This window comes from Methanosphaera sp. BMS (assembly GCF_003268005.1).
Lineage (GTDB): Archaea > Methanobacteriota > Methanobacteria > Methanobacteriales > Methanobacteriaceae > Methanosphaera.
Map to the genome: position 1 here is coordinate 734,133 of NZ_CP014213.1, position 22,373 is coordinate 756,505.

The window sequence follows — 22,373 nt, forward strand, 5'->3', positions numbered from 1 at the left end:
AAATTCAAATAATCCTTCTTCATTTTATTAAAGTATTCACTCAAACTTATTTTATAAAATAAGATTCTTTTTGAAAAAGATTATTGAAAAGGTAATTAACCTTTTGTTAATGTTTTCTTAAGTTTTCCAATGGTGTATCTGGCATATATGAAGTTTAGTATACTTGCCATTACACGTCCAACGGCAAGTCCTATCCATATTCCTATCAGTCCCATGTTTAAGTATATTCCCAATAGATACGTGCATCCTACTGTAAATATTACCTCTCTTATTATTGTCCATGCCAGACTTATAGTGCCCTTTCCTATTCCCTGATAGAAAAATGATGATGACATTCCCATTGCCGTTAGTGGAAGACATAGGCTTGCAATTTGAAGAAATCTTGTTATTTCAGGTATTAAAGCACTGGTTTCAGCTGTGTATGCAAATAGCGTGGCCAGCTGTGGTGCGAATATTACCAGTATGAGTGTTACTACTGTTCCGAATGCTATTCCAAATTTTACTCCATATAGATGTGCCCTTGATAGATAATCACCGTTTCTTGCACCATATGCACTGCCCGATACGGCTGCAACTGCACTTCCTATTGCGGTTAATGGCATTATGGCAAAGAGGTATAGTCTTTGACCTGAGCTGAATGCTGCTATTGCATATTCTCCACCTATGTTTGATATGAATACAAGATATAGGCTCATAGCTATTGACATGACAAACATGTCCATTGATGCCGGTATTCCAACCTTAAGTATGTCTTTAACTATATGAGAGTCGTATTTGAATTTCTTTAAATCAACTTCCACGTATGTATCCTTCTTGATTACTATCCAGTACATTATTACCGTTGCCGAAGCTATTGAGCTTAGTATTGTTGCTATGGAAGCACCTGCTGAACCCATGTTTAGCATGTATATAAATACCGGATCGAGTATTGCATTGAATATCACCGACACTATTACTGCATACATTGCCCTTTTCATATCACCTTCTCCACGAAGTATGCCGCTTGCACCGTTTGCAAACATGAATCCGATTAATCCCATAAACAGTGGTGTTGAGTATTTTAATGCCTCTTTTAATGATTGACCAGTAGCTCCGTAGCTAATGAGTAATGGTTCTTGGATGATAAGGAAAATGATTGTCAGTATTGCTGATGCTACCAGAAATATGAGCAGTGCATGTTCTGCAGATTGTGATGCACCCTCATGGTTTTTTGCACCTACAAATCGACTTATGCTGCTTGTTGCTCCACTTCCCAATCCGACACTTACACCGTTTAGTATCATGAATATTGGCGTTACAAATCCTATACCTGCTATGGCTGCCTGTCCCAGTCCTGCCACCCATATTCCATCTATGATGTTATATGATGCTGTCAGCAGCATGGATATCATTATTGGTATGGCCAGTTTCTTAACGGCCGTCTCGGGTTTTCCCCGCATTATTTCTACGTTCTTGTTTGTCATGTTATTTCCTATTAGCTGTTTATGATTAGTAATCTATTATTTTTACAAAATTTTACTTTTTGTTGTTTTTTATCTATATTTTTTCAGATTATTATATTTTTTATTCTTGTATAAAGTATTTACTTTACAATAAAATGCTTTAAAAGAAATTTATTTATAAGATTTAATAATAATCTATAATATAAGTATATGTAATTAATAATGATTAATAACGATAAATGTAGTTAAAAAAAATATACAATAGAGGATAATTTCAAAAGAAAATGCTGAAAACTTTTTAAAAAATATTATAACTTAATTTATCAAGTAATCATTACGTTATGGGATATATATGACAGATACAAACAATAAACTCAAAGAAGCATTTGACTTAATTCACGTTAATCCGGAAGAATCATTACCCCTATTTGATGAAATACTTGAAAGTCAACCCAAAAATACGGAAGCAATAAACGGAAAAGCATCTGCTTATATGAAGTTAAATAAAATAGATCGGGCAGAAGAGTTATTTGACAATTCAATAAGCATAAATGCAACCACTACTGCACTGATAAATAAGGGAATTATAGCAAAGAAAAGACAAGACTATGAAAATGCATTGAAATACTACAACCAGACAAATAATATTAATCCAAGAATGAAAAACATTACATGCATTCTGAAAAATGATGTATTCGACTTACTTGACTTGGATGATGACTATGAATTGGAAATGTTTTCCAAAGAGGCAAACCTACTTTTAAAGAAAGGATTGAATTATAAAAAAGAAAACAGGTACTGGGATAGCTTGGAATGCTATGAACTTGCAATACAAAATGATGAAAGATGTAGCGAATACCTTGACAGTCTAATACATGAAGTAAACATACAAATAGAAAATCAGTTCCTGTTCAAACGTCCAACATACTCCGATACACAGGAGTCACAGTTATGCATAACGGGACTTCAAAAACTGTTACTTGAATCAAAGGCCAATGAGGCAATGACCTATTTTAACAAGGTATTGAAGATTAACCCGAAGAATGTTGACACGTTAAATTATAAGGCAATCATATTATTTAACCAAGCCCAATATGATCAATCAATCAGATACTTTGACAAATGCCTTAAGATAGATGAAAATTATTATTATGCCTTATTCAACAAGTCACTGGTACTTATAAGAACAAAAAAACTGGAAGAAGCGTTCATATGCTTTGAAAAATTATTGAATAATCCCGATTCGAGCCCAATAACAAAAAGATACAACACTGAGGACATAAAAAAATTCAATCAAATCAACAACTGAAAGTGGATGGTATAATATGGAAGAAATAACAAAAAATCATGAACAACTATTGACATTATTTGATGATAAAAGCAAAGAATTAAAGCTGTCTGCAATAGACAACAGGGTACGTTTTGCAATACTTGAAATACTAAGAGACTCTCAAAACAAGAATGAAAAACAACAAGCATTATATTCAAGGGAACTGAACACCGCATTATTGGAGGATTATCAAATCAACATAACCCCACAGATGCTGGGCCAGCATTTGAAACAGCTGGTTGATGCAAACTTGATAGATGAAAAAATCATTAAAAAGGAAGTTCCCAATAAGATTGGTAAAAGAAGCGTTAAGGGATACAGCCTAAAAACAGATGCATTTGAAGAACTCCTTTTGGAAGTAAACTTCATAACTGATGAGCTGATAAGATTAAATCAACTATTCAAGTTAAATGAAGAGCATACAGATGGAAAACACTGCGTATTAACCATATTTAACGGAAAAGATAAGGGAAAAATATATAAAATACACGAGGATGAAAAAATCCTCATAGGAAGAAAAACAAACTACAATCAAAATGAACTGCTAACATTTACCTTGATGTTGGATAATAGCTATACAAAGGTTTCATCAATAGACAAGCCTCATTTAAAATTATACCACCAGGACGACGAATGGTACATTATAGACCAGAACAGTATCAGCGGAACATACATTGATGATAAGAAAATACCACAAGCAACAGCAACCAAAATAAAAAACAATTCATTCATAAGACTATCAAAGGGAATGGGATCAGCCATCATATACTGTTCATACTAACTTCCAACCAATCCCTTTGTTCTTTTTGACAATGACTATTAAAACCCTTTTATCCATTTCATTTTTTACAATTTTTAAATGATAATCAATTATTTTTGTAAAAGTAATCCATTTTTATCCACAACTAATAATACTATAAAATCACATAATTATATAATACTAAAAAATTTTATGGGAAGAGATTATATTGAAAACACTCATCGCTTATTATTCAAGAACAAACATTACAAAAAAAGTGGCTGAAAGTATCGCAGAAAAATTAAACTGTGATATAGAAGAGATTAAGCCTAATATAAACTACAACACGAAGATAGGATATGCACGCGGAATCAAGGATGCACTGGCTGCTAAAATAGTAGACCTAAAACAGCTGGAATATGACCCGGCCGACTATGATGAAGTAATACTTGGAGTACCTGTATGGGCATCAAAGGCTGCAAATCCACTCATATCATACATCGATAAAAACAACGGCAAATTCAAGAGCATCAAGATATTTGTCACGGCAGGAAGCTCAGGATTTGAGTCAACAATAAAACAGATAGAAGAATGCACAGGATTAAATGCATCAAAAACTTTAGCACTACGGACTATTGATGTGAAAAATGATGCATATGAATCGAAATTGATTGAATTTATAGAATAGAATCATATATTTTTCATAAGAGTGAATAAAAATGGAGTACAGAACAGCCCCAAAACATGGTGAAAAAATATCCCTGCTCGGCTTTGGAGCAATGAGATTAAAGACAAAGGGAACAAGCGTTGATTTAGACTTAGCTCGAGAACAATTAAAAACCGCCATTGACAATGGAATAAACTACATAGACACCGCATACCTTTATGGTAACGGTTCCGGTTCAAATGAAAGGGCACTTGGCCAGATACTCAATGAACTTGGATATCGAGACAAGGTATACTTATCCACAAAGATGAACCGTATGGCAATACACTCCAGAAGCGACATGGACGTCATGCTTGAAAAACAGTTGGAAAACCTGCAGACAGACCATATAGATTTCTACTTCATACATAACGTCATTAGCTATGATGACATATCAGTACTGGACGATATGGGATTATATGAGTTTATAGAAGAAAACACCAAATCAGGTAAGATAAGAAATATTGGATTTTCATTCCACGGTTCATACAATGACTTTGTAAATATAGTGGATGACTACGACTGGGACGTTACACTACTGCAACACAATTATATCGATAACAATATGCAGGCGGGAATCAAGGGAATAAAGCTGGCATATGAAAACGACATGGCAGTGATTATAATGGAGCCCCTAAAGGGTGGACTGCTAGCAGGTACAATGCCGAGGGAAGTTGAAAAGCTAATAACAAACTCCAATACCACCAGATCAAATGTGGACTTGGCTCTAAGTTGGATATTTGATACACCGGAAATTACATGTGTACTAAGTGGGATGAACTCCATTGATATGATAGAAGAAAACATTGAAATAGTAAACAATCACCCGTCAAATCCACTTAATAAAGAGGAGATGGAATTAATCGGAAACATGAAGGATAAGATTCTTGAATTAAACAAGATTAGCTGTACCGGCTGTAACTATTGTATGCCATGTCCAAAGGATATCAACATACCGGACATATTCAAGTACTACAATGACAAGAACCTCTTTCCGGAGGATAAATCATATGGGGTGCATCATACATTCATATTGTACAATGCAAACATAAACGGAATTATAGGAAAGGCTCATGATGCTTCATTATGTGTGGAATGTGGTTTATGTACAAGTAAATGTCCACAGCAGCTTGACATACCTAATCTTATAAGACAGGTTGATAAAAGCTATCATGGAAAAACAATAAGAAGATTCAAGCCACTTATTAAAAAAATTAAGGACATTATAATGTAAATAAATTAGGAGGTATAAACTAATGGATGTGATAATAGATAAGTTAAGACAAATAGAAGTTGATGAAGACATTACAATACTATATGCAGCCGAAGCGGGAAGTCGTGCATATGGTCATTATAATGAAAAATCAGATTATGACATTAGATTTATCTATAAACACAACAATTTAAGCGATTACCTCACAATTGATAAAAAACGTGACGTTTACGAGTTTGATGATGGAGAATATGATATTGTAGGATGGGATATTAAGAAAGCATTGAATCTTCATTATAAAAGCAATCCCAATCTACGTGAATGGTTAATATCACCAGTTAAGTATGTTCCAATGGAGAAAGATATCTTTAAAGACCTGCCAGATTTTGATAAAATAGTGCTTAAACGCTATTATTACGAGCTTGCCAGGCGTCACTTCAATAAATATATCAATCAAAATGATGAAAGAAGCCCTACGTTCTATAAGAAACTAGTCCACACGTGTCGATATATACTGGCATGGATGTTACTTGATGAAGATGAGTATCCATCAATGCGTATTGAAAAACTGATAGAGGACAATAATCTTGACAAAAGTCTGCTTGATAAACTAGTTAAGCTTAAGAAGTGCATAATTACCCAAAATACTAGTTTCATAGGTGATAATGAGGCATATTTTCTCATAGAATGGGTTTCATTCTATGTGGAGTATATGAAAGAGGACTCATATGATAAAAAGATTATAAAGGATATTGAAGTGTATAATGAAAGGTTCAGGGATATAATACTGTGCAATGACTTCTAGTCATCCACATCATTTTCCAACTTGCGTATTACCCTTGCAGGTACACCTACCGCCAGGCTATTTGAAGGTATATCCTTGTTGACTACGGCACCAGCAGCTACTACCACATTGTCACCGATTGTAACGCCGGGCAGTATAGTAACGTTGGCACCTATCCAGACATCACTTCCTATATGTACCTCATCCGTTATGCTGATATGATTACGGCGGCCCTGTGGATTTAATGGATGACCAACGCTTGTAATGACAGTACCGGGGCCAATCATCACATCATCCCCTATATAGATCTTGTTTATGTCAAGTATGGTTAGGTTATGATTTCCTGTGAAATTGTCTCCGATAAATATGTTCTTTCCATTGTCACAGTGAAAGTAGCGTGCTATCCATACATTTTCACCTACACTGCCCAGCATATTCTTTAACTGTTCATACTGTTTTTCATAATCTGTCGGATCTATTGAATTGAATTTATCACATTGTATTAGTGCATTTGTCTTTAAGGCTATGATTTCCTCATCGGCATAGCAGTGATCCATTCCTTTCATATATTTTTCCAGTTCACTCATCAATATAAATAACCCCCTGGTAAAGCTTTAATCATATTGTATTATACTATGTCATCACTGATATATATTGATAGGCAATTGTTCCATTGAAAACCATATTATTATACAACGTTCCATTAATCAACAGAAACTTCAAATAATTCCATTAGATTAATGTATATATAAAATGAAAAAAATAAAAAAACCAAAAACGTATATACACACAAACCAAAAACAACCGTACATACAAAAACAAAAAAAATAAAAAAACCAAAAACGTATATACACACAAACCAAAAACAACCGTACATACAAAAACAAAAAAAAATAAAAAAACCAAAAACGTATATACACACAAACCAAAAACAACCGTACATACAAAAACAAAAAAAATAAAAAAACCAAAAACGTATATACACACAAACCAAAAACAACCGTACATACAAAAACAAAAAAAAATAAAAAAACCAAAAACGTATATACAAAACCCAAAAAACTAAAAAACCCTTAACTTATAAAAAATTATATAATCCAAAAAAAATCATGTACATACAAAAAGCATAAATAACATTAATCAAAAATGTATGTACATTAATTTAAATAAAATATTTTAAGGGAGTATGACTCGGATTCAATTAAATAAATCATTATATATTATTTTCACTTATTTTATATCCCAGCTCTTTAATCATCTTTATGTCACTTTCATAGCTTGGACCGCTCGTTGTCAGCATGTTACCAAGAATTGCTGCATTTGATCCAGACCGGAATGCCTTTCGACCGTTATCCTCTAGTAGCAATCGTCCACCGGCTAATCTGATATATGCTTGGGGATTTATGAATCGGTATATGGCTATGATTCTACATGTCTCTTCATTGGACAGAACTGTATTATTTTCTAGGGGCGTGTTTTTGATGGGATTTAATATGTTTATTGGTATTGACTGTACGTTAAGTCTTCTTAGCTGTAGTGCCAAGTCTATTCTATCCTTCCATGATTCGCCTATGCCAAATATTCCACCGCTGCATATTTTCATGTGCGAGTTGTCTATGTGTTTAATGGTATCGAGCTTATCCTGATATGTGTGGGTTGAACATACACTTGCAAAGTATGTCTTGGATGTTTCAAGATTATTGTGGATTCTGTCAACTCCCGCATCCTTGAGTTTCTGTACCTGCAACTTATTTAACTTTCCAAGTGATACGCATAAATAAATGTCTGAGTGCTTATTTTTAATGCCAGTTATCACTTCAGCTATACGTTTAAATTCATCATCATTTAATCTTGGCCCACTTGATACATAAGAAATTCTTTTTAAACCCTGACCATATACATCCAGTGTTTGTTTTTTTAATTTTTCATTCGAAAGTAAGGGATATTGTGTAATATGCGTATCATAATATGCTGATTGGGCACAGAATTTACAATCCTCACTGCAGTTGCCGCTCTTTACGTTGATTATCGTACATACATCAAAGTTATCCTGGCAGAAATGCCGACGTAATCTATCCGCATGACAAGACAGCCTGTTAATCGGCACATCCAAAAGTTCAAGCATGTCATTTTTTGATGGTGTATATCCATCCATAACTTTTTTGCTAAGTTCTTCAACAATCATACAATCCATCCATTATAATAAATATTTGTAGGATATAATATTAAGTATTTTAGAAAAAAATGATAAATGTATCAAAGTATTTACGATAATTTTAGACATACATTTCAAGTGTATTACATTACCTTAAAAATGGGTCCCTTCAGTAATAACTCATTTGCATAGGACAGGGAATTGATGAAATCATATTAGGACATGATAAATTTAACCTTCTCATCAATAAATAACCCATTGGCATATCAGTTGAGTCTTTTAGCTATTGATTAAATCATTAATATTGATTTATCCGTATATCAATCATTTTTTTATATATTTGATTAATAAAAATGTGTATTTATGAAAAAATGGTGGTTAAATTTATTCAACTATCTGACGTTAAAAAAAAAGTGTTGGATAGGGTTATCCTATTTTCTTTGCATAACCTCTATTTGATATCCATCAGGGTCTGTTAAGAAGTAATATTCTTTTACTCCTTCTGTTAAACCTTTGAAAGGTCCTACCGTATAACCGGCTTCTTTATGTTCCTTACGGGCAAGTTCCAAATCATCAACATATACTGCAATATGACCATAACCAGTACCGATATCATAAGGTTTGTCCGGATCATAGTTATATGTTAATTCCAATTCAAAATCCGATTCACCATCCTTTAAATAGACCAATGTGAATTTACCTTCCGGTTTATCAATCCGTCTTGATTCTTTCATCCCCAATGCATCATCATAGAATTTAAGTGAACGTTCCAAATCATAAACTCGTATCATTTCATGCACCATTTTACATTGTACCATATTATCACCTTTTAATTTGATTATATTATATTTTTTTAATAATAAAGTAATAAATGTTTGGATAAATACCAACATTATTTTAATTTTTTTTATTAAATTTAACAGTATATCATCCATCACCAAATCTATTGATCAAATAAATAAATGGCAGCAATACAGGCCAAATTCCAATTCTTCCCGCCAGAAAATCAAATATCAAAACAACTTTAACCACAACAGGAATTGAAGTAGAGATATAACTTGGACCTAGTCCCGTATTTCCTATGGAAGCCGCGACAATTGAATAAGCAGTTTGAAAATCATTGCAGAATACCATTATTATCACTGTACTAAGTACAAAAAGTAGCAGATAAACCATGAAAAAGGTGAATACCTGCTTGAGCAAATAATTGCTTAGATGCATTTGTCTATTGTTATGAAAGACGTTCCTTTTAATAATCACGTCTTTCGGCAATAACATCGAATGGATTTCCCACCATACTGCCTTAATCATAACGGCAACATTAAATATCTTAATTCCACTGGCTGTAGAAGTTGCACAGCCACCTATAAACATTAATATTATCAGAATATGATAACTGAGAGCGGGCCAGGCATTAATATCCGTTGATGAAAACCCAGTTGAAGTCAAAACGGATATTACCTGAAATAGTGCATGTCTGAATGTGAGCAATATGTCCTGATTATAGAAATTATGCTGCAGAAGGCTAAATGTTACAATAATTGTTGCTAAAGCAATGAAAATGAACATGTACCTTATTTCAATATCCTTGTGAACAAGTTTCAATTTTCCCCTCAATAAGTTATAATGCAGGATGAAATTCATGGCACCCAAAATCATTACAATCATGGTGACAATTTCAACGAGTGGATTGGCAAAATAATTCAAATAGCTGGGATCCGATGAGAATCCACCAGTACCCAATCCGGCAAAGGAATAGCAAACAGAATTGAACAAATCCACTCCAACCAATATGTACAACAGGATAGCCAAAATGGTTAATAATGTATATATCCTAATAAACATCATTGAATTATGTTTGATGTTTGGAGTTATTTCCTCAGTATTTCCTTCAGCCACATATAACCTTTTTAAGCTAACGGATGATGGAAGTAGAACGGATAATAATATTATCACACCTAATCCACCAATCCATTGAAGCAGGCTTCTCCAAATTCTAATACAAAATGCCACGGGAACATCGGAATACATTGTAAATCCTGTTGAGGTAATTCCAGACATGGATTCAAAGTACGAATCAACAAAGGACAAATCACGTGAAAATATCATCGGCAATGCACATACAAGTGCCGAAAGTATCCAAATAGACAATACGAAGATGAATGAACCCTTAAATGATAAATCGCTGAGATTTTTCGAGTTACATGAATAATATAATAATAGTCCTATGGCTAATGAGATAATCATTGAATAAGTAAAAGAGTTAAAATAGGTCATGCCATCATTGTATATCAGACAGATAATTATCGGAATCATCATGAATGATGCTATTGATATTAAAACAAATCCAGTGTAATGGGCTATTGTCTTTATTTCATCTCCACCTATTTTTTCCAAATAATTTAAATTCATGTAAATCACTAACAATAATTAATATAGCTAAAAGAAATCTTATAATATGTGTATCTGATTTATTTTTAAATCCAACATGTTATAATTGGAATTACAAGTATTTTACGTTTACTTAAGGCTATTATATTATATATATATTTATTTATTATTTGGAAAAATATTTATAAATTTTGATGATAATGAAAAATTTTATAGGAAATCAGCTTTGAGTTATAAAAAACATGCAAAATGGTGTTGGATTAGTTGTATTTGAAATTATGTAGATTAAATTTGGATAGGCATATACCATACGCATTGTATGCAGGATAAAATTATTCAGGAAAAAATACATTCGGTTAACAAATAAAGATAAGGAATGTTGTCAACATCAGTCATTACCGAAATTCGTGAATATCTGTAAAAAAATAAGAAAAGGAATTAATGGTATTAATTGTAACTTACAAATAAAACCACGGAATTTGATCCATGTGATAACTGAATGAATGAATCATTAGGGACTTTTACTGCTTTACCCGTTTCGATTTTTTTATTGGCGATAAAGGTCCCGTTTTCAGAGTTATCAACCATTAACCATTCACCATCATCATTATATATTTTCAGGTGTGGTTTGTGCCTTTCGGTAACTGTTTCATAGGCAGAGGACAGTATTAATGATTCTGAACCATATTTACCAGGAGGATAACAATAATCTCTTCCTATGTAACCTGTTTCATCTTCATTGATGGTTAATACTTCACTTTTATCAATACCAGTGAAAACAGTAATAACACAATCATATTCATTTTTAAGTTCTAGGTTTTCCTTATATAACTGCATATAACTTTGAATTTCTTCTACGAATATTTGATTTTCAAAGAGTATGCAGTCAAATGCCATCATATTGAAGTAATATGAATAAACTGCCTGTGGGAGCGGTTCACCATTTCGATTTCTACGACTTCTTATTCTGCCAATTAAACCCGCATCCATTAACTTTTTCAAATGGTTTCTTAAGCCTTGTTCTTTAAGAAATATCTTCTTTTTTTCCAGTTTTTCGTTGATTTCCTCTACGTTAAGTGTATACTTAACGATTGAATGATATTTCTTTGCATTGTCACGTAGTGTCTTTTCAAGCATTTCAAGTATGAGTATTCTCACCATATTGTCAAATGCTGATACCACACCCAATAATGAATCCAATTCTTCTTTTGTATATCTAACACGACCGTTGTACATATTTATATCCTCCTAAAGTGGTTGTAAAATTTTTTATTTAAAGATGTTATTATTTTATATCCTATTTATGAATTGTTTATTTCAATCCAATTACAGGGCAGCAATCCACCCTATTTTACAGCATAATGCTGATATAATGACTTATTTTATTTGAAAATATTATATACTGGTTTAATTCCCCCTTTACAGTATTATATATTTTTAATTCATTTTGCCATTATCCTGTTGAATTCGTTGATGTTATGTTCTATTTTTTGATTGTAATTTTGATATCCAACTCATTGTCTTTAAATGTATGCTTAACAGGATTTACATTCTTTTTGATCTTTAGAGATATTCAGATGTAATTTATTGTTTCAATATTAATATTGAGGAAGGTATTGGTGAAAGTGATGTGTTATGAGAAATATTGACATATTCGCCTCTTAGGTTATGTTGATTATTGTAGTCAATATGTATAGTATTACTGGGGTATGTTTTTTTTATTTGTTGTCATATTTTTCCTCTAATATAATATATTATCTGCAATATTTTTCTAGGTTTAAGGTAATTCTCCGTAAGACCTTTAAATACTATCAGTTAACATAATAATCAAAATATTTTATAAAATTAAAAAGATTATTAATGATATTTTAATGTAATATATTATATATTAACAAAAATGCTATAAAAATCTAAAATTATTGTTATTTTTTAATACAGTAACTGAGCAAAAATATAGGGGATTATCCACATCAAAAAATATTGCTATATTAATTAAAAAAATAAAAAGTGGGGAGTTTAGTAAAATCGTATTATTTAACGATTATCTTGTTGATAGTTGTATAACCTGCATATGTAGCAGATATATTCTTATCTTCGAGTGTATTGTTAACTGTTATGGATGCATAACCCTCTTGGTCGGTTTGCACCTCATATGGCATGTCGTTTACCTTGAATATTACAACTTCACCGGCACCTACCGGTTTGGCATCCTCATCCAATGCCCTAACCTTGAATGTTGTACTGCCATTGTATTGACAGTTCACATCATGGTTTTCCACTATGCGTGCACCTACGGTTATAGTATATGTTATGTTTTCACCCGTAACTGGGTTAATGACTGTAACCTGATGAGTACCCGGAGTCAATTCCTCATCCAGTAAGGCTACACCGTTTTTGTCCGTGACTTTTCTATATTCCTTACCATCAATAATGAAGATTACTTCCGTATTTTTAAGATCAACACCCCTGTTATCGTAGAATGCTGCAGTATACTTATCTATGCTGCGTATTGACTTAACATGGGCATTACTTTCTACTTTGGAATTGATGTATGCCTTGGATTTGATTCTTGAAGATAGCCTTTTTTGATAGCTGTTATAGTTTTTAGACGTAGAATCATATGACCTGTGATGTGTATCTGACGGAATACATTCTTCATCATCATCAAAGTCCAAGAAGTCAACCCACTCCTCGCCGGTTTCAGGATTATATAATGTAATGTTATATTCTTCATCATCAAATATGGTGTTAACAATTGCCACTCCAAGTCCATTTGTTGTGGTATCGTATTTTTTACCGTTGATGTCTATGGTTACTTTGGAGTTTTTAAGTACTTGACCATATCCATCATAAAATGTGGCCTTGTAACCATTTTTCTGACTTTTCTTGTTATCTGCTGAAACACTTATGGATGACTTGTCAACAGTGTATATTTTAAGACATGCCGTTGCATTCCTGTAGATCAAGTCAAACCAGTTTTTACCGTCAACCGAAAATATTGACACGTCAGTCATGTAATGCTGCCTGCTGTTTAATTGAATAGGTGCAGCATTTGATATTACCTCAATAATTACATTATCATTTCTCTTGACGGGAACATACTTATTTAATTTGATTGTGGAATATCCATAGAAATTGCTGGTACCCGTCTGGACATGCTTGAAGTAATCATTTACAATTACCCTAATTTCATAATTCACGCCTTTTTGATTAAAGTAAGTACCAACAGCTGCAATATAATCATCATCTGTCATATTGAATTTATTAACATAATGGATTACTTCACCACTATCCGGATATAGGAAATCATCATTGGAACCGGATATGTCCGTCTGATAGACCTTATTATAAGCTACTGTATTATTAAATATAAAACAAAACGCTTGTCTGTTCAATAATACACTATCATAATAGGAAAGATAATAATAACCCTTATCTGCCCAATCAGGGCCATAACTATTTTTAATTATCCATGCACCATCACCAGGAGGCATGGTTGGAAAGTTATTCCTGCTAATTGTATCATCCCATCCGACGATACATACCACATGGTTATTACCGATATCGGTAGGTGCATAAAAACAGCCCGTTCTCGGATTATATAATGTATTGTTATCATACTGTCCGTTGATGTTAATTACTATACCACCATATTTGTAGAGAGCTTCTTTATATATATCGTTATTCCTGACATTCATCAATGGATTCATAAATAAAACATCCTGTGCATGGACATTTGAATCAGTACTTGAATATTCTGAAATCTTGGATAATTCATCAAATTCATCATACTCTGACGGATAGGTTCCAAGCCAACTAATGAAACTACCAATAGGAAGTAATAGTGCAGCTAACTCACCGGTACTGTTTTCACCATACTTTGAAAATTTAAGCATACTATTGAAGATTATATTCTCTGACAAATCCAATTTTTGATTAGTAGCCTTTAGAATTGATGATTCAAGTGCGGCAATTGAACCGAAAGCCCAACATGAACTTTTTGATTTCTGATTTTTTACATTGGTGACGTAGCCCAATTTACGATAATCATAAACTTCAGGATATCTGCTTATATCTTCAACGGAATTTACGATTTTTAATGGAGTGACAACCTCATCAACATATGTTGCATAATCAACATTATCTAATGACAACTTATCCTTATTTAATTTATTATTCTTAATGTTACCACTGCTGAATACCGCATAGACTGCTATCTTATTGGACTTGAATGTATTGTTAACTATGTTATACTCTACATCATAAAGGTATATGGCCTCATCAGCTCCTGAATTGGAATTGAAAGTTGAGCCCTTAATAACTAACGGACCCCTATCAACATATAATGCACTTGCATCATAATCAGACAATAATACCTTATTGTTTTTGAATATGCTTTTTTGAATAGTGACATAAGCATTAGATGTGTAGATAGCTCCACCACTATATACAGCCCTATTGTCAATGAAATTACAGTTATCCACTATTAACTCACCCGTTACTTGAAGAATTGCTCCTCCAAAGTTACTGCGACACTTTGTAAAGTTGGATGATGTAATTCGTGCGGTTGTAAAGTTCTCAACGATACCTAGAATATCAATGAATATCGCTCCACCATTATTGGTTGAAGTGACATTATTGAAGATACATTTGTTGATGTTAAACTTTTTGGTAACATCCTTTGCAGAGATGGCCCCTGCCGTCAAATCACTATGAAGATTGATGAACTTTGAGTTTCCAACAGTCAGATGGCTGTCGGCCCATATTGCAGTTGAATATTTGGATTTGGTATTTTCAAATGTTGAACCTGCAACGTCAATAGTGGAATTATCCACACTTGCGACAAATCCCTTTTGCAATTTATATTTACTTCTCATATAATCGTTTTTAATTACAATCTTGGAATTTGAAGAGGTTATGATACCGTTTTCTTGGGATCTGCAGTCAAGGAACTTATCGTTTATACTGGTATAATTTGCATATTCAACATATACTGTACCTGAGTTCTTATTTTGACAACCCCTAAAAGTTACATTAATCGTTTTGACACTAGCTTTCGGATTAACGTATATTGCAGAACCTGATCCGGAATCTGCATTCGCCAATATCATATTCGTGATTGTTACATTTCGTCCATATATATCAAAAATCCTCGATGAAGCCTTGGCATCAACGGTATGGCCGCATCCGTCAATGAGGATATTGCTCTTGTTGATGATTATTCCATGAGGACTGTCTGAATCAACCTTTTGATAATTGGAATTTAAGTTAAGCTTTTTACTGGACTTATTGATGTCATTTTGCAAGCCTTTAAAACTTGTATCCTTTGCAGCCTTAAGTGACAAGCCGGATAATTGAGTATTATTTTTACTCTGTAATGTAACATTATCTCCCGTGTCATTAGATTGTGCATGAACACCGGAGATGCCTAAGATAAGAATAACCAAACATATTATAAATAACAGTGTTTTTGTATTCTTTGCATTTATTTTTCTTAAGATATAATTAACCCCCCTTTTTTTTGATATCTAAATATATGTTTTAAATGATATATAACATTATAATTAAAGATAGATAAACAATATTTGCAAATAAATATTGGATTTAGAAAAAATAAATTATAAACATGAGAATAAATAAAAACACCTACATGACAATAAGATTTTTTTTAAATATAACTTGATTATCATACGACCATATCAAATATCAGTAATATATAGTGGGTATGCATATTTTTTAATAAAAATAGGGTTTTTAATGTTTTATTCAAACAATTGATTAGGATTTGCTTATTATTTTTTTTGATTGTTTAGATTAATGTCATATCAATTATTACTTTATCCAATTAATAGAATTGATGAAATTATTCTGACTAAAAAATAATGTTAAATAAAATAAAATATAAATAATTAAGTAGTATAAAAAAATTATTAACAAAATAACCAAAGAAATAAAATAAAAATTAAAATGTTTAATTAATATTGGGAGATGTAATTTAAAATGTCTAAATCATTACTTGCAAAGGCACTGGAAGCCGTTTTAAGGGCAACCAAACTGAAATATATGGATTCAAAAGAAGAAGTTGATAAGTTTATAGAAAATCCACCGGAAACCAAAGTTCCCAAACGTCCATTCAAAAGTAAAGATTTGGACGGATGTGAAGTTTTTACCTTTGGGGATGAAAACGCTGAAAACACCATATTATATGTTCATGGTGGAGCATACGTACTTGAAATAAACTTTTTCCAACTCTTACACTGCAGAAAACTTGCTAAAAAACTTAATGCATATGTAGTTGCACCTGTTTATCCTCTTGCCCCATCAAATCAAGCACATCAAACATATGATCTTCTAACCCCATTGTATGAAAAGTTGAGTTCAAGAAATAATTTGATATTAATGGGTGACTCAGCAGGTGGAGGCTTTGTTTACTCATTTTGTCAATATATAAAAGACAAGGATTTACCTCAGCCATATAGAATTATAACCTATTCACCATGGGTTGATATTTCAATGTCTAATATTCCATACAACAGTGAAGAAGATGCCACATTGGGTGATGTCGGGCTTCGTGAAATAGGTAAAACATGGGCAGGTGATTGGAATACTCAAGATTATAGGGTAAGTCCAATATTTGGGGACAATACTGGTTTACCCGATACACTTATATTTGTTGGCGGAGAAGAACTGTTTTATGATGACATTCATAAATATGCCAAAAAACTAAGAGATAATGGCGTTGATGCTAAAATAAGTGTCGGTGAAGGAATGTTCCACATTTATCCGGTATTTCCGATTTCAGAATCAAATAAGGTTGTAAAAGAGATACAGGAATACTTAAATAAATAAACACCTCCTTGTAGTTATATGAAAATCCCTATGACAAATACTGTTTATTAAAATAATAATTAATCTTAAACCCCAATTTTTTTTTAAATATTCTTCTTATTTTGACAGTAGCGTTTTTGAAAATTAATTAAATTTTAAACGTATTGACGCATTTATCCCCTAGTTTAAAATTATTAGTTTTATAATATAATACGATTTTTCACAGAAATTACAATAATCATACCATTTACTAGCCAATTAATTAATCATAACATTAAGCGTTAACAATATAATCAATAATAATATGTTAAATGCCGTGAAAATTATTAAATATCTCCCCTTATATTCACCACATTCACGAAGGAGAATATTATATGAAATTAGATTGGCCATGGATGCTATTAGAGTTCCAAAACCTCCAATGTTAATCCCGATGATAATATCCTTCACATTACTGCTAAAGCCGGATAGCAACATTGCAGTAGGAACATTAGAGATTCCCTGGGATATTATAACACCACAAAGCACTTCATTTCCAACAATCCACTGTCTGAAAAGCAGGTTGAAAAAGGAAATATTCTGCAGATTACCAATCAATACGAATAATGCAATGAATGTCAAGAGCAGATAATAGTCAACTCCACTAATAACCCTTCTTAAGAAGTGATGTCTGCTGAATGGAATCTTATCAATAGTAGGTAAAAGAATATCATCCTTTCTGATAAACAACAATACAGCAATCATAAATATCCATGAAACAATAATATACGGCAATAACACCAGGAAAAAATCCCCAAATGATATGTTTGATGTAGTGTATACGACAATATTGTGTGGAGCACCTATCGGCAGAACCATACATCCCACATTAGCGGCGATAGTCTGTAGACAAACAGTGATGATTATCAAATCAGCACGACGTACCTTCTTTAGTGCCATTATTGAAAATGGTACAAACAATATTAAAGAAACATCATTCGTGATGAAAATTGAACTAAAGAAAGTGATAAATACCAATATCAAAACAAGGTTACGTGTATTTGCAGTTCTTGTCAATAATCTTCTAACAAGCAGTTCGAATACTGACAGATTTTTTAAAACCTCAACGATAATCATTATTACAAAGAGCAATAGGATAGTATCCCAATTAATATAATTTAAATAATCAAAATTTGGTTTTACAAAAAAACAAGAAAATAAAGCCAAAAGTAATGATACGGAAAAAACCGTTTCATCCTTAAAAAAATTAATTGATTTATCCAGGAATTTAGCCATATTATTACATTTATATAAAGAGGTATAATAGGTTTATCCCGGATAAGCATATGGGGGCAAGGTGATTATTAATGTATTTTTATTAGAAAATCGGTTCTAAAGATTCAAGAATATCTGTCATTTCTTTGCTTTTAAATATTTCAGTAAGTATAGGGGATAACTCCTTAATCTGTTTACCATAGAATGAATCATCAATCTGCTTTAAGAGTTTGGGAATGTCCAACTGCTGTGGACATTTACGTTTACAAATCCCACATTCAATGCATAATGACCCGTCAAATGGTGAATCAAAAATGCCCAACACAATAGCCGCATAGATTATATATGATGGATGTACTCCAAGACACATTTTATCGGGAAAGATATATTTATCATTATACAATTGGAAGATTGCGGAAATTTCAACTCCCTGAGGACATGGAGCACAATAGTCACAAGTTGTACAAGGAATTTTTATAATCTCATCAAATACCCCTTTAACTTCTTCAATAACCTCCAGCTCAGCATCAGTTAATGGATTATTCCCATAGTTTTCCACTATTTGAATGTTTTGTTTAACCATGTCCAATTCTTTCATTCCACTAAGTACGCAAGTAATTCCCGGTGTATTGAATATCCAAGATAATGCCAAATCAACATTATCTCTTTGAATGCCTGACTGAGTTATAATATCACGTGCTTGTTTAGGCATCAAATCAGCGAGTATTCCACCCTTTAATGGCTCCATGATAAATACTCCCATATCCCTGGATGATGCTAATTCAATAGCCCTAATGCCTGCCTGTGCATTGACATCCAAATAGTTATACTGCAACAAAGTCATGTCCCAATCATATTCATCGATGACCTTTTCAAAATCCTTATATGGGCCATGAAATGAAAATCCCACATTGTTTATTTGACCCTTCATCCTCTTTTCATCAAGAAACTCAAATAATCCCATATCCTTTAAATCCAGAATATTCTGATATGAGATAACATTATGTATATAATAATAGTCTATATGATCAGTTTTAAAGTTATTTAATTCCTCGATGAACATCTTCTCCATGTCATCCCTGGAAGCAACGGATTCCCTGTACAATTTCGTTGAAAGATATACACTGTCACGACAGCCTATCTTATCGATAATTTCTCCCAATGCCTTTTCACTTGAACCTGAACCATCACCGTAGCCATATGCAGTATCAAAATAGTTTATTCCATGCTCAACTGCATATTCCACCAAGTCCTTAGCAAATTCCACGTCAATCATGTCATTCTTATCTTCAAGACGCATCAGACCAAATCCGAGCATTGACACTTCAGCACCATTATTAGGCATCTTCCTATATTCCATTAAATGTACCCTCAACTATCTTTTGATAAAAATATATTTATAACTACATTATATAAAATAATTTTCAAAAAAACGTCGTATATAAAAAAAAGTGAAAAAGCAATAACTCCAAAAAAAACTCCACAATATTGTTTATTATAGTATATGAAATGGAGAAAAATACTTAAAAATCGGGAAGATAATACAGAAATATATCCTAAAATGATGAATGCATATAAATAATTGTTCCTGAACGGGTGTGAATAAATACAACAAGAAAAAAACATGCAAATAATGTTATGAGATTACAAGAGGCCAAAAACAAGAATGATAAAAAGCATTTGTAAAAAAACATACGTACAAAAGATATCCGATGGTGATGTTTCTTAAAAATCAATGGGCATTAAAGAAGTATAATGGTTCTTAAATGTTATATTATGCCTTATTTTAGCATGTTTTATATTTCATATTATATTTTTACCAAGAACCCAGCAGTAAATAAGAAGCTGTTGTCCACCATTTAGAAAAAATTAAAATGAACAAGTAAAATAAGTAATTAGTTTGTTATGAGAAGTGTTCAAAAAATGTAAAAGAGGAAAAAATACAAATTCCTCTTTAATTTCCCTTAAATCCTATTTTACATGAACTAATTAAAAAGGAAATACAATGAAAAATAATAAGTTAAAAGAAACAAATATTAAATCACTTTTTCATAAATAAGTTTTATTAATCCAATTTTTCAATAAGTGACATTCATTTGAGGTCTTAATTGCATGTCTCTGTATTTTATACTTATTGAATGGTTAAAATAATAAACTTTTAATATCTTTTATTAGATTCAATAAAATTTAAAATATTTTTTGAATAGTGTTAAATATAAACATATAGTTTGATGTATTATCATAATTTTAAATGATAATACAATTGATATTTATTTATTGTTATAGTATATTTACTTATTATTTCTGACTTTTTGAATAATCATTAATTAATTTTCGTTAAGACTGAAGTATTGTGAATGAGTTTCTATTGAAAATCCAGAAATATCATAAGTATTTCATACATCAAGTGGATAATTTTGAACAATGAAAATTCTACCGAAACGAATTGCAGTTATTCACGCATACAAACGTTGTTGTTATCAACATCATTAACTAATTAAAATTGTAACCACAAATAAGTTTGTTCACACATTTCATTGTATTATATCAGATTAAAACTTCAAGAAAGATCCAGACTATGAACACTAAGATAAGTGTTGATTTTGTAGCCACAGATTATATTGTAGCCCCGAATATCCAACTACATGCATAAAATTCAATAGGTACACAAATCCAAAATGTTCCCACAAATAAATAGTAAACACATAAATAATAGAGGACAATATATAATAATCCATTTAAAAACATTGAATTATAAACTGACCTTAATTTAATTATCTTTTGCCATTAAAATTTGTTGTTTAATCTAAATATCCCTAAATAATTATTGATGGAAAATTTAATATAATGCATATAAGAATACAAGCATTTAATATCGGATTTCCGAGAATATGTTACCCATTCAACAACAATTGTACAAACACGAATAATAAAATAAAATCATTAGACTGTCAGCAATCCCAGATATAAAGTTTCCTGTGATAAAAAAGAGAATTTCCTAAAAAAGATTAAAATAATATAAAAAGAATAAGGGTTATACGTTAAAATTATTAACATATACCCATGCATAATTATTGTATTGCCAATTTAATATCTGCAGCGGTAACTGTTTTACGTCCGGCATGGTTTGCATATTTTGTTGCAACTTCTGCTACTTCTTCTCCGTATTCTTCCATTACGTTTGCAAGTTCAACTACTGCTTCATCGCTGATTCTTTTTCCACCTGCTTTTTGAATTATTCTTTTTACAGGTGCGAGTGGTAATTCTGTCATAATATTATCTCCTATTGTTTTATAATTATATGTATGGATAATTAATTATATATACTTTAGATAACAATGCATTCCATTTTTTACCCCGATAAAAAAATGATTTATGAAGTCAATGTTAGATAAGTCACAGCTCCACAGAACTGTCCATCTGATTATCATACTTTTTGAAAAATCCTCTTGTTTTAATCTCAAATGTTATTAACATAAATCTAATTCTTTCAAAATTAATAATATCATGGTAACTGAAGTAAAAGAATAA

The 22,373-nt window shown here is 31.9% G+C and carries 16 protein-coding genes; 6 read left to right on the plus strand and 10 right to left on the minus strand.

Annotated features, from left to right (window positions below; all coding sequences use genetic code 11):
* Nucleotides 1-95: 95 nt before the first annotated feature.
* Complete coding sequence (locus AW729_RS02515) at nt 96-1,463, minus strand: MATE family efflux transporter (protein WP_112123611.1); 1,368 nt, start codon at nt 1,461-1,463, stop codon at nt 96-98.
* 331 nt (nt 1,464-1,794) lie between these two features.
* On the opposite strand from AW729_RS02515, the gene AW729_RS02520 reads away from it, so the two are divergent.
* From AW729_RS02520 to AW729_RS02540, 5 genes are all read left to right on the plus strand, one after another.
* On the plus strand, nt 1,795-2,751 hold the full coding sequence (locus tag AW729_RS02520) for a tetratricopeptide repeat protein (protein ID WP_112123612.1): 957 nt from the start codon (nt 1,795-1,797) through the stop codon (nt 2,749-2,751).
* A 16-nt stretch (nt 2,752-2,767) separates the two neighbouring features.
* Nucleotides 2,768-3,553, plus strand: coding sequence for an FHA domain-containing protein (locus tag AW729_RS02525; protein WP_112123613.1), 786 nt, complete (start codon nt 2,768-2,770; stop codon nt 3,551-3,553).
* Between the two features lie 187 nt (nt 3,554-3,740).
* Nucleotides 3,741-4,199 (plus strand): flavodoxin, encoded by a 459-nt coding sequence (locus tag AW729_RS02530; protein ID WP_162685749.1) that lies wholly within the window; start codon nt 3,741-3,743, stop codon nt 4,197-4,199.
* Between the two features lie 31 nt (nt 4,200-4,230).
* Nucleotides 4,231-5,451: an aldo/keto reductase gene (locus AW729_RS02535; protein ID WP_112123615.1), complete on the plus strand. Its 1,221-nt coding sequence runs from the start codon at nt 4,231-4,233 to the stop codon at nt 5,449-5,451.
* 22 nt (nt 5,452-5,473) lie between these two features.
* The gene (locus AW729_RS02540; protein ID WP_112123616.1) at nt 5,474-6,235 is read left to right on the plus strand and encodes a DNA polymerase beta superfamily protein; all 762 of its coding nucleotides are present in this window, start codon (nt 5,474-5,476) and stop codon (nt 6,233-6,235) included.
* Here the strand turns inward: AW729_RS02540 and AW729_RS11695 are convergent.
* From AW729_RS11695 to AW729_RS02570, 6 genes are all read right to left on the minus strand, one after another.
* A complete protein-coding gene (locus AW729_RS11695) occupies nt 6,232-6,804 on the minus strand; it encodes a sugar O-acetyltransferase (RefSeq protein WP_394339562.1) in 573 nt (190 codons plus the stop codon). The two genes, AW729_RS02540 and AW729_RS11695, sit on opposite strands and share 4 nt — an antisense overlap.
* Nucleotides 6,805-7,427: 623 nt before the next feature.
* A complete protein-coding gene (gene bioB / locus AW729_RS02550; protein WP_112123618.1) occupies nt 7,428-8,399 on the minus strand; it encodes a biotin synthase BioB in 972 nt (323 codons plus the stop codon).
* A gap of 401 nt (nt 8,400-8,800) precedes the next feature.
* The gene (locus AW729_RS02555) at nt 8,801-9,187 is read right to left on the minus strand and encodes a VOC family protein (RefSeq protein WP_112125218.1); all 387 of its coding nucleotides are present in this window, start codon (nt 9,185-9,187) and stop codon (nt 8,801-8,803) included.
* 109 nt (nt 9,188-9,296) lie between these two features.
* A complete protein-coding gene (locus tag AW729_RS02560) occupies nt 9,297-10,781 on the minus strand; it encodes a TrkH family potassium uptake protein (RefSeq protein ID WP_112123619.1) in 1,485 nt (494 codons plus the stop codon).
* Between the two features lie 426 nt (nt 10,782-11,207).
* Nucleotides 11,208-11,996 (minus strand): FHA domain-containing protein, encoded by a 789-nt coding sequence (locus tag AW729_RS02565; protein ID WP_112123620.1) that lies wholly within the window; start codon nt 11,994-11,996, stop codon nt 11,208-11,210.
* A 794-nt stretch (nt 11,997-12,790) separates the two neighbouring features.
* The gene (locus AW729_RS02570) at nt 12,791-16,207 is read right to left on the minus strand and encodes a C1 family peptidase (protein ID WP_112123621.1); all 3,417 of its coding nucleotides are present in this window, start codon (nt 16,205-16,207) and stop codon (nt 12,791-12,793) included.
* A gap of 553 nt (nt 16,208-16,760) precedes the next feature.
* On the opposite strand from AW729_RS02570, the gene AW729_RS02575 reads away from it, so the two are divergent.
* A complete protein-coding gene (locus AW729_RS02575) occupies nt 16,761-17,609 on the plus strand; it encodes an alpha/beta hydrolase fold domain-containing protein (RefSeq protein ID WP_112123622.1) in 849 nt (282 codons plus the stop codon).
* 237 nt (nt 17,610-17,846) lie between these two features.
* On the opposite strand, the gene AW729_RS02580 is transcribed toward AW729_RS02575, so the two are convergent.
* From AW729_RS02580 to AW729_RS02590, 3 genes are all read right to left on the minus strand, one after another.
* Nucleotides 17,847-18,863 (minus strand): SLC13 family permease, encoded by a 1,017-nt coding sequence (locus AW729_RS02580; RefSeq protein WP_112123623.1) that lies wholly within the window; start codon nt 18,861-18,863, stop codon nt 17,847-17,849.
* Nucleotides 18,864-18,945: 82 nt separating this feature from the next.
* A complete protein-coding gene (locus AW729_RS02585) occupies nt 18,946-20,202 on the minus strand; it encodes an aldo/keto reductase (protein ID WP_112123624.1) in 1,257 nt (418 codons plus the stop codon).
* A 1,711-nt stretch (nt 20,203-21,913) separates the two neighbouring features.
* Nucleotides 21,914-22,114 carry a histone family protein gene (locus tag AW729_RS02590; RefSeq protein ID WP_112123625.1) on the minus strand — a complete coding sequence of 67 codons (201 nt, stop codon included), beginning with the start codon at nt 22,112-22,114 and terminating at the stop codon, nt 21,914-21,916.
* Between the last annotated feature and the right edge of the window lie 259 nt (nt 22,115-22,373).

What these genes read in the sequence shown, in the direction of transcription:
- AW729_RS02515 (WP_112123611.1), bottom strand. Translation starts at nt 1,463, where the DNA reads ATGACAAACAAGAACGTAGAAATAATGCGGGGAAAACCCGAGACGGCC.
- AW729_RS02520 (WP_112123612.1), top strand. Translation starts at nt 1,795, where the DNA reads ATGACAGATACAAACAATAAACTCAAAGAAGCATTTGACTTAATTCAC.
- AW729_RS02525 (WP_112123613.1), top strand. Translation starts at nt 2,768, where the DNA reads ATGGAAGAAATAACAAAAAATCATGAACAACTATTGACATTATTTGAT.
- AW729_RS02535 (WP_112123615.1), top strand. Translation starts at nt 4,231, where the DNA reads ATGGAGTACAGAACAGCCCCAAAACATGGTGAAAAAATATCCCTGCTC.
- AW729_RS02540 (WP_112123616.1), top strand. Translation starts at nt 5,474, where the DNA reads ATGGATGTGATAATAGATAAGTTAAGACAAATAGAAGTTGATGAAGAC.
- bioB (WP_112123618.1), bottom strand. Translation starts at nt 8,399, where the DNA reads ATGATTGTTGAAGAACTTAGCAAAAAAGTTATGGATGGATATACACCA.
- AW729_RS02555 (WP_112125218.1), bottom strand. Translation starts at nt 9,187, where the DNA reads ATGGTACAATGTAAAATGGTGCATGAAATGATACGAGTTTATGATTTG.
- AW729_RS02560 (WP_112123619.1), bottom strand. Translation starts at nt 10,781, where the DNA reads ATGAATTTAAATTATTTGGAAAAAATAGGTGGAGATGAAATAAAGACA.
- AW729_RS02565 (WP_112123620.1), bottom strand. Translation starts at nt 11,996, where the DNA reads ATGTACAACGGTCGTGTTAGATATACAAAAGAAGAATTGGATTCATTA.
- AW729_RS02575 (WP_112123622.1), top strand. Translation starts at nt 16,761, where the DNA reads ATGTCTAAATCATTACTTGCAAAGGCACTGGAAGCCGTTTTAAGGGCA.
- AW729_RS02580 (WP_112123623.1), bottom strand. Translation starts at nt 18,863, where the DNA reads ATGGCTAAATTCCTGGATAAATCAATTAATTTTTTTAAGGATGAAACG.
- AW729_RS02585 (WP_112123624.1), bottom strand. Translation starts at nt 20,202, where the DNA reads ATGGAATATAGGAAGATGCCTAATAATGGTGCTGAAGTGTCAATGCTC.
- AW729_RS02590 (WP_112123625.1), bottom strand. Translation starts at nt 22,114, where the DNA reads ATGACAGAATTACCACTCGCACCTGTAAAAAGAATAATTCAAAAAGCA.